Origin of the sequence: Mesorhizobium sp. M0808 (assembly GCF_040320025.1) — a bacterium.
GTDB lineage: Bacteria > Pseudomonadota > Alphaproteobacteria > Rhizobiales > Rhizobiaceae > Mesorhizobium.
This window is the reverse complement of the sequence record NZ_JAMYOX010000003.1, coordinates 139,035-152,258: the sequence shown is the minus strand read 5'-3', so window position 1 is coordinate 152,258 and position 13,224 is coordinate 139,035. Positions and strand designations below refer to the sequence as shown.

Annotated in this window: 10 protein-coding genes, 1 tRNA gene and 1 pseudogene; 8 read left to right on the top strand and 4 right to left on the bottom strand. The window is 59.2% G+C overall.

The window, feature by feature from the left end; translation table 11 throughout:
• Nucleotides 1-109 precede the first annotated feature (109 nt).
• The 3 genes from NKI25_RS06420 (at nucleotide 110) to NKI25_RS06410 (ending at nucleotide 4,943) form a co-directional block, all read left to right on the top strand.
• Complete coding sequence (locus NKI25_RS06420) at nucleotides 110-2,416, top strand: CapA family protein (RefSeq protein ID WP_352827712.1); 2,307 nt, start codon at nucleotides 110-112, stop codon at nucleotides 2,414-2,416.
• 720 nt (nucleotides 2,417-3,136) lie between these two features.
• The gene (locus tag NKI25_RS06415; protein WP_352451186.1) at nucleotides 3,137-3,562 is read left to right on the top strand and encodes a hypothetical protein; all 426 of its coding nucleotides are present in this window, start codon (nucleotides 3,137-3,139) and stop codon (nucleotides 3,560-3,562) included.
• 175 nt (nucleotides 3,563-3,737) lie between these two features.
• Nucleotides 3,738-4,943, top strand: coding sequence for a TadE/TadG family type IV pilus assembly protein (locus tag NKI25_RS06410; RefSeq protein WP_352574895.1), 1,206 nt, complete (start codon nucleotides 3,738-3,740; stop codon nucleotides 4,941-4,943).
• Nucleotides 4,944-5,316: 373 nt separating this feature from the next.
• On the opposite strand, the gene NKI25_RS06405 is transcribed toward NKI25_RS06410, so the two are convergent.
• The 3 genes from NKI25_RS06405 to NKI25_RS06395 form a co-directional block, all read right to left on the bottom strand.
• Nucleotides 5,317-6,708: a UDP-N-acetylmuramoyl-tripeptide--D-alanyl-D-alanine ligase gene (locus NKI25_RS06405; protein WP_352570596.1), complete on the bottom strand. Its 1,392-nt coding sequence runs from the start codon at nucleotides 6,706-6,708 to the stop codon at nucleotides 5,317-5,319.
• Between the two features lie 1,083 nt (nucleotides 6,709-7,791).
• Nucleotides 7,792-7,868 (bottom strand) — tRNA-Arg (locus NKI25_RS06400).
• Between the two features lie 47 nt (nucleotides 7,869-7,915).
• A complete protein-coding gene (locus NKI25_RS06395) occupies nucleotides 7,916-8,608 on the bottom strand; it encodes a winged helix-turn-helix transcriptional regulator (protein ID WP_023677872.1) in 693 nt (230 codons plus the stop codon).
• Between the two features lie 339 nt (nucleotides 8,609-8,947).
• Here NKI25_RS06395 and NKI25_RS06390 point away from each other — a divergent pair, with 339 nt between their 5' ends.
• The 4 genes and pseudogenes from NKI25_RS06390 to NKI25_RS06375 all read left to right on the top strand — a co-directional run bounded on the left by NKI25_RS06390 (nucleotide 8,948) and on the right by NKI25_RS06375 (nucleotide 10,538).
• Entirely contained in the window at nucleotides 8,948-9,274 is a 327-nt protein-coding gene (locus NKI25_RS06390; protein WP_023677873.1) for a DUF1330 domain-containing protein, read from the top strand.
• A 121-nt stretch (nucleotides 9,275-9,395) separates the two neighbouring features.
• Nucleotides 9,396-9,927 (top strand): annotated as a pseudogene (locus tag NKI25_RS06385) (hypothetical protein).
• Between the two features lie 135 nt (nucleotides 9,928-10,062).
• On the top strand, nucleotides 10,063-10,353 hold the full coding sequence (locus NKI25_RS06380; protein WP_352451191.1) for a hypothetical protein: 291 nt from the start codon (nucleotides 10,063-10,065) through the stop codon (nucleotides 10,351-10,353).
• A gap of 41 nt (nucleotides 10,354-10,394) precedes the next feature.
• A complete protein-coding gene (locus tag NKI25_RS06375; RefSeq protein ID WP_198023575.1) occupies nucleotides 10,395-10,538 on the top strand; it encodes a glycine zipper domain-containing protein in 144 nt (47 codons plus the stop codon).
• A gap of 72 nt (nucleotides 10,539-10,610) precedes the next feature.
• Here NKI25_RS06375 and NKI25_RS06370 read toward each other — a convergent pair whose 3' ends face one another.
• Nucleotides 10,611-11,774 (bottom strand): M20 aminoacylase family protein, encoded by a 1,164-nt coding sequence (locus NKI25_RS06370; protein ID WP_352451192.1) that lies wholly within the window; start codon nucleotides 11,772-11,774, stop codon nucleotides 10,611-10,613.
• Nucleotides 11,775-12,044: 270 nt separating this feature from the next.
• On the opposite strand from NKI25_RS06370, the gene NKI25_RS06365 reads away from it, so the two are divergent.
• A complete protein-coding gene (locus NKI25_RS06365; RefSeq protein WP_352457638.1) occupies nucleotides 12,045-13,223 on the top strand; it encodes a D-alanyl-D-alanine carboxypeptidase family protein in 1,179 nt (392 codons plus the stop codon).
• Nucleotide 13,224 lies beyond the last annotated feature (1 nt).

The following is a 13,224-nucleotide window of genomic DNA, read 5'->3' as shown; positions in this document are numbered from 1 at the left end:
ATCAATTTCAGCACCCGTCGGCGAAAGGTTCGCAGGATTGCGGAGCGCAAGACTTGTGAATTCTTGCGTCTCAGCGTTCGCAGAAGAAGCAGTAGCTTTGGGGAAAAAGATGGCGACTGGATCTGTTTACGTCTGGGAGCGTTGCGATTCAGATTTTACTGGCGGCCGGGTGCATTCAACCGAGGTCGAACTGCCTTATCTTTGCCAAAACACGGGGAGGCAAGGGCTGCGTGGGCGGTACGTGGACGTAATCGGTCATCCAGCCACGGATGTTCACTGGCCCACGGGTGAGATGGGCGAAGCACTGCCCGACAAACAAGGTAACTATGTTTTCAAGCCTTTCGGCGGCGGAATTCTTGGTGAACAGGAAAGTTGTGAGGCCGCGGCACGCTTCGGCCAGGTCAACGTCTACTACCACGTCTCCTTGATAGCTCATCGAGTGAACGAAGTGCTGCGTTCACTCGGCGAGGGCCCGTTGCCGAAGGTCAGAGCGATCGTTAATGCGCACCAGCCGAAACAAGGGGGAGTTAACGGGGATCTGCTTAGGTTGGTGCCGGTCAAAGGGACCAAATACCGATATCCAGCAAGAATCGAAAATCTCGATGATTTTTCGATCCCCCTCTGTGGGGAATTGCTGTTCGGCCCGGGGCGTGCAGTCACAGCGGAAGGGTGGCTTCCACGAATTTCAGGCGGTGCTTATCTGTGCGACCCCTCGCACAATGCCAGTTTCATATATCAGGCATTCGGGTTTCACGTTGTGCGCCATACCGCTGACATCCAAGCTGACAGGCTGCATGCACCGCGCGCCAGTTTCAGTAGGCCTGGTCCCCTTGAGTACGCCTTGAGCGCATACTTTGCGGCCGCGATGCTGTCGACTCCCTACGTATGGTGTTGGCACCTCCGTCATGATGCCGAGTTCGTACCATCGGATACTCTTGCCAATGATTCGCGTATGGACGACGCCGAGTTGCCACCGCCGGAGGCGCTGGTCGCGCAAGTCATAGCGGCGACAATGTGGGACCTACACAAGGCTTTTCCGGGAGACGAACTTACTTGTATTTCGTTAGTTGTAGCTGCCCTTTTGGCGCTGGGACGACTTTCTGATAGCCCGTATGCTCCTTCCGGAATTCGAACGCGTGCCCTCAGGTCACTTCCGGAGAACTTTGCCTCGTGTTTGCTTCATGCAGACCGAATGAGATTCAGCAGCCGTTACGAAACACTGATCCGAAGCGTTTTTGAGAAACGTGGGATCGGCTTTAGTTCTTCAGCGGTTGAGACATTGTTGGCACCCTCCGTTCAGCCACCCCTCTACCGCCTCAGTGAATCGGAAGAAGTCCGGCGCCATGTTGTAAAAATTCGCGAGAAGTTTTCAGAGGTCATAATTCCGGATGACATCGATCTCATCGACCCGGACCAACTTGAACAGTTCCTCTCTTCGTCCGCCAGCGCTCCGTACCATTTGGCGGCGGTCGGAGATGTGATGACCGGGATGCGGATGCGTCATCGTATCCGCAGGTTTGGCCCAGACTATGCCTTCGCCTGGGTCAGGCCGATCTTTAGACGCTGCGCTTTGATAACGGGAAACCTTGAGGGGCCGTTCTCCACCATCTCTGAGAAAGCAGGTACCACTCGGAACTACTCATACAAAGTGGACCCCAAGTCAGCCTCTGTCTTACGTCGTGCAGGCTTCGCTGCCATGACTGTCGCGAATAACCACATTCAAGACTGCGGTCGGGGTGGCGTGGTTGAGACGCTAGCCACGTTAGAGCGACAGTATATCCAACCGTACGGTGGTGGTAGGAACCAGAGCTCTGCTTACCACCCGGCGATTTTTGATGGCGCAGATATCCGCATCGGACTTCTCGGATATTACTGGAACCGTCGAACAGCGGCTCGTGGCGAACTTCCAGGCTCCGCACAAGATGTGCCCGAATTCGTCGAGCGTGATCTGGCCCAACTTCGTCCACTGGTCGATCGGATCGCCGTGATGGTACATTGGGGTTTGCCATACCAGCGCCAACCTACCGAGCAAGACCGCATGAAAGCACGGCTATTTATCGACCTGGGTGCGGACGCAGTCATCGGCCATCATCCCCACATCCTTCAGCCGATCGAGATTTATAATGGTCGGCCGATATTATACAGTGTCGGCAATTTTGCATTTGGGTCCGGAAACAGCAAAGGGGAGTCCATTCTGCCTTGCTTCCACTTTGGTGCGAAGCAGATCCGTTTAGATATTTATCCAGTTTACGCTCAAAACAGAGATCCGCGCCTCGACTACCAACCAAAGATAATGGGAGGAGCAGCCGGTCGCGCGACAATCGATCGGTTGCTGGCGTTGTCGCCTGGACTCGCCGATGTTGTCGTAGCCGTTCAAGACAGATGCCTTAGATTGGCCATCCCTGCACTGGCGTGAGGCTCCGAAGCTCATGCGTATGCCGTACGCGGATTTGCACTGGGTTCCTCGATCGCAATGGCGGCGCGAGCGATACGTGCCGACAAAACAAGGAGCCGATACCCTGTCACGCAGGACGCTGAGGTGCCGCGGAGGCGTCGCTTGCGAACATTGCGAGGACCAGACGTGGAGGAACGAACTCTTTACTGCTCAGCCGGTTTTGATTTGTTTAGCTGCCGCTAATGGGATATGTCATCCCTGCGGGATCGTCCATGGGAGCGACAGGTGCGATTTCTAATCCGTCTGTTAGGGGCAGTCGTCTTAGGCTGTAGTCTGACGTATTCAGGCCAAGTACTTGCCTGGAAGGTCGGCAAAGGTACGACCTCAGCAACTATTAACGGCATAAAGTTGACGGTATACACCTATCATCCGAAGAACTGTGCCAATCCATCGATCCTGTTCGTGTTCCATGGACTAAGCCGAACCGCCGAATCCTACCGAGACTACGCGCAGCCTCTTGCGGATCGAAATTGCCTGATAGTTATGGCGCCGCTTTTCGACCTGGAAAGGTTCCCAGGCTGGAGCTATCAGCGGGGAGGCATTGTCAACTCGGGCACAATTCAACCTCGGGACAGGTGGACTGTCTGGTACGTGAAGGGCTTGGTAAACTGGGCGAGGGCCCGAGAGGGGCTGCCGACTGCGCAGTATTACCTTTTTGGGCACTCGGCGGGAGGTCAATTCATGTCGCGTGTTGCAGCATTTGCCTTGTCGGATGCCAAGAGAGTGGTCGTAGCCAATCCGTCGACCTACGTATTGCCCTCGCTAGCAGAGGCGGCAGCCTACGGGCTGGGATGTCTCTCCTCGGGTTGCGTCTATACGCCGGATCAAGCCTCTCAGGAGTTGAAGGCCTATCTGGCTTTGCCTCTAACAATCTATCTTGGAGAAGACGACACTGGCGATGTCGATCTAAACGAAAGCGCAGCTGCTATGCGCCAAGGAGAGACGCGTTTGGATCGGGGGCAGTTCACTTTTGAGCTGGCGCAAGCTGTCGCGACCGCTAACGGGTGGCCTTTCAATTGGCGTCTCGTGATTTTGCCGGGTGTCGGACATTCGGCACGCGACTTGTTGCAGTCTGACCAGGCTCAGCAAGTCTTCGGCCTTAAGTAAAGAATTAGCACATCGCTGACTTCAAGGTCTGCCGCGTTTCACTCAGCTCAATGAGCAGCGAGACAGCTTGCATCGCCTTTTTGCCGAGCGTGAATTGCCGCTGCGTTTTGTTGTTCTAATTTAGTAAATTCTAAACCATCTTCGGTCTAAGTTGCTCTTAAGAGAGGGCTTCTGGATGCGGAGACTGAAAGATCTGCCGCCCGAAAAACGGGGGAACTTTGCCGTCGCGATGGCCTTAATGGTGGTGCCACTGGGCTTGGCCCTCGGCCTTAGCATTGACTTTACCAACGCCGCTTCCTGGAGATCCAAGCTGCAGGAGATAGCCGATTCGGCGGCTCTTGTTGCTGTCGAGAGCGATGGAGGAAACGAAGCAGCCGTCCAGGCCGCGAAGAATTGGGCGCTGGCCAATGGCTCCTTCGTGACCGGCGCTGTCGTTGGGGTGAGCATCACCACTCCTTCTGCTGGGACGCGAGAGGCGGCGGTTGAAATCTCAGCTGGAATGCCAACCGCTTTCATGAGTCTTGCTGGAATTCGGAGCATTAACCTTCACGCGGCGGCAACGGCCCGAAAAGCCGCGCCGGATTATTGCTTCTATGTCCTCGATCCTGCCTCAAATGGAGCGCTGACGGTAATGGGTTCCGGGGGGCTTTCGGTGCCAAACTGCGGTATCCAAGTGAATTCCTCCAGTCCAAGGGCACTGAGGCACGTTGGAACCGGAAAGATTGTCGCCAGAAAAATCTCTATAGTGGGCAATTACCAAGGCGGCGGTTACACCATCATCCCGAAAACCAACCAACCCGAACTTGCAGACCCCCTTGTCGATCTACCGCAGCCCGTTCCACCGAACGGCTGCGACTACAGTGATCAGATGCTGACCGATGTTACCATTCCGGCCGGCCGGGTGTTCTGTGGAAACATTGACCTCGATGGAAATGTCGTTCTTTCTCCCGGAGTTCACTATTTTCAGAACGCAACAGTGAGCATCGGCAGCCATGTGAATCTCTCGGGCGACGAAGTCACGATATTCGTTGACTCCGAGTCAAGCATTATTCAGTCAGCAGGCAAAGGTGGCGTAAGGATTTCGGCTCCCACGAGTGGCATTTACGCTGGCATCGCTATCTTCGGGTCACGCACAGTTACGCCCTCTGTGCCCACGGTCTCATTGTCCGGAAACAAAAACTACTTAATTGAAGGGGCTATCTACCTGCCCCATCATCGTTTTCGGATGAGAGGGACAACAGACCTGAAGTCGACTGCCAACTCAGGTTGGATTGTTGCGTGGCAATTTTTCTATAGTGGCAACTCGAGTGTGGCCCTGGACTGGTATGGTGCGACTCCGCCGAAAGGCCTTGGAGACTTAGGAATAGTGCTCCTTCGCTGAAGCAATACTGATGTCAGTGCTCGGCACAGGGCTAATCTTTGTTGTTGCTGCATTGGGCTCGGACCAACCAACCATTCCCGGCGGCTGCCGTTATATGCATGGCCGAAATGACCGAGCGGGCATGACTGTGCGCAGCTCTTCGGTTGGCGGCGTCCAGCCGGCGCTACCCTGGTCACCCGGAGGCAGCACAGATCGAATCAGGCGGCGAAGCACAATTTTCCGCCAAGTGCCTGAGACTGTTTGGTAGTGGAACCAGTCATGGGCGGAGCTGATCTCCGGTCAATTTTTCTGCTTTGGTCCAAAAAAACAGCGAAATTCGACGAATCTCAACGTTTCGGGCACTCCTCAAACACCGATGCTATATCGCGGCGGACTAGCGTCCAAATTGCCGGCGCAAGCGAGTTACAACTTCATGCAGACCCATGGCATTCGAAGCTTTCACAAGAAGGCGGTCCTTCGCGCGCAGGATAGTGGCGAGCTCGGGCAACACATCGTCTGCTGTCGCGAAGTGTGGGCCGAGGAGGTACTCCGGCAGGGCACGACGGAGATATGTCATCTGCGTCCCAACCGTGATCACCATATCCAGATCGGCCGCGAGAACGGGTTCCGCCAGACCGGCGTGAAATTCGGCCGATCGTGGCCCGAGTTCCCGCATGTCGCCAAGAAGGGCAAGCTTTCGGCCCCCACTTGCGCGCTTCCCCTCAGCGAGTGCCGCCAGCACGGCGGCCACCGATGTCGGATTCGCGTTGTAGGCCTCATCGACGACATGGATCTCGCCGGACGCGAGGGCGATGCGTATGACTTCGCCACGTCCGTGGATGGCCTGCACCTCCCCGAGCGCATTGGTCGCAGCTCCCAGATCAAGGCCGAGCGAATCGACAGCCGCCAGCGCGCTGAGGCTGTTGACTGCCATGTGCCGCCCTGGATTACCTAGCTTGTAGGCGAAATCCCGGCCCTTCAGGACCGCACGCACCAGTTGATCTTCGTGCGAATAGTCCACGAGCCGGTAGTCGGCCTTAGCATGTCCACCGAAGGACACGACCTTCGCCCCGAACGACAGCGCGCGGGCTCGGAGATATTCGAAATGCTCGGAATCCCGAGGCATGATCGCAGTGCCGCCCTCAGCGACATCGTACAGGCGGGCTTTCAACTTGGCGATGGCCTCACGCGAGCCGTACTCTTCGAGATGGGCGTCGCCGATCGTCGTGATAAGAGCGACATGCGGCTTGAGCGCAGATACCTCAAGGAGCCGCCGAAAAAAGCCAATCGACACCTCGACAGCGTGGATGCCATCAGGGGGAAGGTTGGCGATCAGGCCGAGCACGCCGGAGACGGTATTGAAGTTTTCGCCCGGAAAAGGTGGATAACCAGCTGCGGTGAGAATGACGTTGATCATCGCCGTGGTGCTCGTCTTGCCGACGCTGCCGCCAACCGCGATCAGGCGTCCGCCGTAAGCAGACCGCGCTCGCTCGGCGAGATACTTCATGGCGACGCGGACCGAAGCCACCCGGAGCAACGGCAAGCCTTCGAAGTTGGGCCGGTACTCTCGGTCCGCGAGGAGCGCGAGCCCCTGTCGCCTGAAGCGCCTGATCTTCCTGGGGTGTACTCCGTAACGGTAGGTGCCAACGCGCGGGATGACGAGCGCGCCGGGGCCGATCAGTGCGTCGCAGAAGGCTATGCAGTCGGTCGTCCAGGCTTCCGGCAACTCGCCTTCCCATATGCCTCCGGTGATCTCCGCAAGCTCAGCCTTCGTCCAAGGGTGCATTTCTCCCCCTGTCCTGCCGATCGACCCGAATCACGTTAACCCGCGCCCCGGCCACCTTGAATAGGTGGCCGTCCGACATCCCTGTCCTGTGGTTCGATCACTTTCAGCCAATTCCGCTCAATGTGCAATGGTTCCGGGTACCACCTGAGACCTTTGCCGGGTTCAAAGCGGCCTTCGCCAAGCCCGCTACTTTAACGACCACATCCGCAATCACTTTTGAGATCGTCTGGTTGGGACCGATCACGATCTTGGATGAGCGAAACCATCTGTTCGAACGCTAGTCACCTATTCATCGAGTTCAACGGCTCATGGTCGGGGAGACAGTGATGCAGCACCTCGCCAAGGTTTCGCTTGTCGAACGTCTGGCCACAAACGGGGCAGAACTCGAAATATCCTGCTTCGTCGTTGGCCGGCGGCCCGTGGCGCTTGCCCTTGATGCCGGTTGCGGGGTTGTTGGTTCGATCTCGTCTCACGTTGGTCGCCACCGCACGTAACTTTCATGGGGACGGGCCGACAGCCGATCGGGGGTTCCAGCGGGCCGCCGGGCCTACCGGCTGCCAGTGGCGTTGCCGGGTAGAGTCAATTGTAGGCCATTTCATGCGTCATTACTAATACAATAAAATGATAGCGTTCCGTTCCTCTAGCCGCCAGACCGGGCGCGTCCATTCCCCCTATGATGCGGACTTTGGTGGACAATCCGCCCTAAGGGGACGGATGGACACACGAGTCGAGTTCGACCTCGTGATCGATGATGCCGATGTTCGCATTCTTACTCGCCGCGGTCTCGATTGAACGACGAAGTAGCGAGACCTTTCGGCGCCGCCAAGGAGACGTCGACGCTGACGGTCGGTAGCGGCTGTCGTCCGTCGTCTCGGTGCGTCGAAAAACGGGCAAGTTGATTGGGAACAACGATTACCTACCTCGATTTAGGCATCGTAGCGCCGCGCTTCGCAGCGGTTTTGGGCCGCTTCGCCCTGGAATATGTGTGCCCAAAGTCTGAAGGTCTGCGAAATTCGCCGTACTTATTTCGCAAAAATCCTGCAAAAAAAGTGCGGCGATTTCGCGCTAAGTGCTTGAAAAACGTGGTGATCCCGACAGGAATCGAACCTGTGACCTACAGATTAGGAATCTGCCGCTCTATCCTACTGAGCTACGGGACCATCGCGCCCGACACATAACCGCTTCGGGACGTTTCGCCAAGAGGCAGCTAGGCCGCTCGCTTGGGTTCGACCGCGAACGGGCTCAGGCCCAGCCAGGTCTGCATTTTACGGGCGATATCCTGGTCTCCCGTCAAGATGACTTTCGTCCCTGCCTTCTCGACGGTGATCAGCCCCATCCAGATTTCGGTCATGGTGTGCAGGTCGGTCGAGACGTAGAGATCGACATCGAAGCCCGGGTCGTACCAGCAGAGGTCGACCTCGCCGTGCTTCTCGACGATCAGCCACCATGACCGTTTCGAGGCGGGGAGCTCCTGATATAGAAATTGTATCACCGTGCGGCCGTCGGGCAGCGGCGACGCGTTGAGATTGCGCCGCATGTCCCACATCAGCAGCGACGGATCGAGGTTCTTCAGCGACAGCCGCGACTCGACCCATTTCTGCCCCCAAAAGCCCATCGCCTCGACAACGGAACGCAGATCCCTGCCTGCCTCGGTCATCCGGTATTCGAAGATGCCTTTCTCGCCGCGCACCTCCTTGCGCTCGACGATCCCGGCCAGCTCGAGCTCCTTGAGGCGTTGCGACAGAAGGGTCGGCGACATTTTGGGGACGCCGCGGCGCAGATCGTTGAAACGGGTCGAGCCTGCCACCAATTCGCGAAGCAGAACCATGGTCCAGCGGGTGCACAGCACCTCCGCGGCCATCGATAACGGGCAGAACTGTTTGTATCCGGACTGGGTCACGACGTTGCCTTCCCCTCAAACTCAGCCGGGACCATAGGCCTTTCCCGGCGGCGCGGCGAGTACAGAAACTGTACCGGCCCAGTGTGGTGGATTTGAAGTTCCTGCTTTCTGGGTGGCATCAGCGTTAGGAACTTCAAATCCAAAACCACACTGGAAATCCAAGCATTTGCTGGTGTGGCTTTTGAATCCGAAATTCGCTCGCTGCGTTGCTCCAAAGCGAATGCGAATTTCGGATTCGCCACACCAGTACAGATCGCGGACTGGCTGGCGCCGGCCTTGCCGTGCGAGCCCTTGGCCGCTGCACGGGATACCCCTGTGCACGACCAGGAGACATGACCCATGACCGCTTACGTTATCGCAGACATCAAGGTGAGGGACCCGAAGTGGATGCCGGCCTATGCCGCGTCAGTCCACGACCTCGTTCACAAGCACGGCGGCAGATATCTGTCGCGCAGCGGCAATGTGAAGACGCTCGAAGGCAAGCCGCTCGACACGACGCTGATTGCCTTGATGGCGTTCCCGACCGAGGCCGCGGCGCGCGCCTTCACCGACGATCCTGCCTACGCGCCGTTCGTTTCGGCCCGTCAGGGCGGCAGCGACAGCCGTTTCCAGCTGATCGACAACTCCGATCTGGCCGGAACCATCCCGTATCTGCCGAAGGGATGATCTTCCCCTGCATTCGTCGCATCGGGATAGGGATCTCCCAGCAACAACAGCCACAGCGCCCACCTGCCGGACCTCCTTACTTCCGGCGGCCGGCCGGGCTGTGCTTTTCAAGAAGAATGGAATGACTATGACAATCAACTTTCGCAATAGAGTTCTCGCTGCCGCGGCGCTGCTGTCGGCCTGCACTGCGCTGGCGCAGGCGCATCAGGCAGCGCCCGCGTCCGGTCCCAATCCGCTGGCCGACAAGGTACGCGCGGCCAACAGCCGCTTCGAGAATGTGGCGGCGGCGACCGCTGAGGGCTATGCGCCCATTCCTTGCGCCAGCGGCATCACCGGCGGCGCAATGGGCATCCATTACGTCAATCCGGGGCTACCTCAAGGACGACGCGGTCGATGTCGCCAAGCCTGAAGCCGTCATGTACGAGCCGATGGCCGACGGCACGCTAAAACTGATCGCGGTCGAATACATCACCTCGAAAGGCCCGGCCTCGCTCGACGGACATCTGTTCAACTTCAACAGTGCGCCCAATCGCTATGGCCTCGGTCCGTTCTACGAGCTGCATGTCTGGGCCTGGAAGGGCAACCCGACCGGCGCGTTCGCCGATATGAACCCGAACGTGTCGTGTGAACCGACGACTGCTGCCAGCCAGTAAGCAGCCGAGCCAGGCGGCGCCAACGCCGCCTGGCCGCGCTGAATTGCGGGGCAGCCGGCAACGGGCGCAAAGACGGCTCAGATAGCGGAACTTTCGGGATGCCGGCGCGCTTTAGTGTCCCGAAGGAGAGACCGCATGAGCGCGACCAAAGAGTTCTTTGAAACCTGGCTGCAGGAGAATGTCGGCAATCTGCCGGCCGAGAGCGAGGTGAGCGTCGCCGTCCTGGCGCAGCAATTCGAACAGGATGCCGACGCTGCCGGCTATGGCCACGAGGTTCGCGAAGACGAGCTCGGCAATATCCAGGAGGCGATCGAGGCAGCCCTGACGAAGGCGAGGACAGGCGAAGAGCCGCAGGCTGCCGACGACAATGAGCTGGCGCCGGTCATGGAGGCGCTGGAGGTCGAGGATCCGAAGAGCGGACCGTAGCGGTTGCGGCTCTTCCCTTCCACGCTACATGACCGGGCATAATGGATGCCAAACACCTCACACTCGGCGTCGTGATCGGCGTGGCTATCGGCGTCGTGTTGGACAACATTGTTGCGGGCATCGGTATAGGTATTGCTCTGGGCATTGCCTTCGGCCTTGCCCGGAAGTCGTCCGGCCGGAAGTGACCAGCAGAGCATGTCCTGCCCGGTTTTGCCGCCCAGAGGTGCGGCGGTTGCCGCACCGCCGATGCCGAACGGCTACGCCGCCAGCGCCGTTTCCGCCAGCTTCACCCAATAGCTCATGCCGTGCGGGATGACCTCGTCGTTGAAGTCGTAGGCTGGGTTGTGCAGGCCGGCGGTATCGCCATTGCCGATGAAGATGAAGGCGCCCGGCCGCGCTTCAAGCATGTAGGAGAAATCCTCGCCGCCCATCACCGGCTGGATCGCGCGGTGCACATGGCTGTCGCCGGCGACGTCGGCCGCGATGTCGCTGGCAAAGACCGTCTCTTCCGGATGGTTGAAGGTGACGGGGTAATTGGCATTGTAATCAACCTCGATTGTCGCGCCGAAGGCAGCGCCCAGGCCTTGGCAAAGCGCGCGGATGCGCTCTTCGGCCTTCTTGGCGACCTCCTTCTTCAGCGTGCGTACGGTGCCGGCGATCTCGGCCGTCTCGGGAATGACGTTATAGGCGTCGCCGGCGTGGAATTTCGTCACCGAGACGACCACCGCCTCGACCGGATCGGTGCTGCGCGAGGCGATCGTCTGCAATGCGCCGACAAGCTGGCTGGTGATGACGATCGGGTCGATGGTGCCGTGCGGCATCGCCGCGTGGCCGCCCCGGCCCTTGACGGTGATGGTGAATTCGGCGGTCGCCGCCATGATTGGACCCGGCCTGATGGCGAACTGACCGACCGGCAGGCCCGGCATGTTGTGCATGCCGAACACCTTGGAGATACCGAAGCGCTCCATCATACCGTCCTTGACCATCTCGTTGCCGCCGCCGCCGCCCTCTTCGGCCGGCTGGAAGATGACCGCGACGGAGCCGGCGAAATTGCGCGTTTCGGCGAGGTATTTGGCGGCACCCAACAGCATCGCGGTGTGGCCGTCATGACCGCAGGCGTGCATCTTGCCGGGGACGGTCGAAGCATAGGATTTGCCGGTGATCTCGTTGAGCGGCAGGGCATCCATGTCGGCGCGCAGGCCGATGGTCGAGCCTTCGCCGTGGCGGCCGCGGATGATGCCGACGACGCCGGTCTTGCCCAAACCCGTCACGATATCGTCGCAGCCGAAAGCCTTCAGCTTCTCGGTGACGAAAGCGGCGGTCTTGAAGACGTCGAAATTCAGCTCCGGCGTCTGGTGCAAATGGCGGCGCCAGCCGGCCACCTCGTCCTGCATTTCGGCGGCTCGGTTCAGGATCGGCATGATGGTTCCATTTCGCTGTTGGAGCAGGCGGTCTTGGCCTGCTGCTTTGCAATTGTGCCTGCTGCCTTGCAACCATGCACGCTGCTTTGCATTGTGCTGCTGCTTCCACATTGTGATCGGCAGCACTTTGCCATGTTGACGTCACATAGAGTAAATAGCACCGCGACTGTGGTCCGGGAACAGAGGGCCGGACCATTATCCTGGCGATCGTGTAACGAAATCTTACGGAGCCAGGTGGGACTGCGGCAAGAGGCTATTTCGGTTTTCATGATGCGCTACAGGCATTTCCTCAAACTGTTGGTGGCGGGCACGGTGGTGCTTGCGGCGCTGGCCGGGCCTGCCTTGGCCAATCCGACAATCCTGTTCGACCTGAACAGCGGCAAGATCCTGCAGCACCAGGAGGCGTTCAGGCGCTGGTACCCGGCTTCGCTGACCAAGCTGATGACCGCCTATGTGGCGTTTCGGGCGATTGCCGCGGGCGAGGTCCAGCTCGATTCGCCGATCAAGGTAACGAAACATTCTGCCGGCGAGCCGCCGAGCAAAATGGGCTTCAACCCGGGCTCGGTGATGCGGTTGGACAATGCGCTGAAGATGATGCTGGTCAAATCGGCCAACGATATCGCCATGGCGGTCGGCGAGAATATCGGCGGTTCGCAAGCGGCTTTCGCCGAACGCATGAACGCCGAAGCGCAGAGGCTCGGCATGAGCGGGTCCCATTTCGTCAATCCGAACGGGCTCTATTCGCCGGACCAGTATACGACAGCGCGCGATCTCGCTTTGCTGGTGATGGCGATTCGCAAGGAATTTCCGCAATATGCCCCCTGGTTCTCGATCGAAGGCCTTGCCGTCGGCAAGAAGGCGATCTCCAACTACAACCTGCTGATCGGCCGCTATCCGGGTGCCGACGGCATGAAGACGGGTTTCGTCTGCTCGTCCGGCTTCAACATGATCGGCTCGGCGACCCGCAACGGCCGCACCCTGGTCGCCGTAGTGCTCGGCGAGCAATCGGCCATTACCCGCGCCGAGGCGGCGGCAAAATTGCTCGACCAGGGCTTTGCAACGCCGGCGCCGAGCTGGCTGACGGTAGCGGCGCTGCCCGCCTATGGCGACACCATGTCGGCCAACGACATGAATGACGAAATCTGCAAGAAGAAGCCGGTCGAGGAGCAGTCGGAAACCGCACCCGCCGTCGGCGACAAGGGCAAGGACGTGCCGAAATCGCCCTATCAGGAAAAGCTCGACCATGTACCGACGCTGATCGCCGTCGGCCTCGGCGGCGCCACGGGACCGAAGCCGAAGGCGATGCTCGACGCCTCCGGGCAGGAATATGCCGACGTGCCGCTGCCGACATGGCGGCCGGACCGGGCGCCGCCGGCCGGCGCCGAGCCAGTTGTGGCCGGATCCGCCACCGCCGCGCAGGTCCAGCAGCCGGCCAAGGCGCTGAACTAGC

Coding starts and splice junctions, on each gene's coding strand:
- NKI25_RS06420 (WP_352827712.1), top strand. CDS start 110: ATGGCGACTGGATCTGTTTACGTCTGGGAGCGTTGCGATTCAGATTTT.
- NKI25_RS06415 (WP_352451186.1), top strand. CDS start 3,137: ATGTCGCGTGTTGCAGCATTTGCCTTGTCGGATGCCAAGAGAGTGGTC.
- NKI25_RS06410 (WP_352574895.1), top strand. CDS start 3,738: ATGCGGAGACTGAAAGATCTGCCGCCCGAAAAACGGGGGAACTTTGCC.
- NKI25_RS06405 (WP_352570596.1), bottom strand. CDS start 6,708: ATGCACCCTTGGACGAAGGCTGAGCTTGCGGAGATCACCGGAGGCATA.
- NKI25_RS06390 (WP_023677873.1), top strand. CDS start 8,948: ATGACCGCTTACGTTATCGCAGACATCAAGGTGAGGGACCCGAAGTGG.
- NKI25_RS06380 (WP_352451191.1), top strand. CDS start 10,063: ATGAGCGCGACCAAAGAGTTCTTTGAAACCTGGCTGCAGGAGAATGTC.
- NKI25_RS06375 (WP_198023575.1), top strand. CDS start 10,395: ATGGATGCCAAACACCTCACACTCGGCGTCGTGATCGGCGTGGCTATC.
- NKI25_RS06370 (WP_352451192.1), bottom strand. CDS start 11,774: ATGCCGATCCTGAACCGAGCCGCCGAAATGCAGGACGAGGTGGCCGGC.
- NKI25_RS06365 (WP_352457638.1), top strand. CDS start 12,045: ATGCGCTACAGGCATTTCCTCAAACTGTTGGTGGCGGGCACGGTGGTG.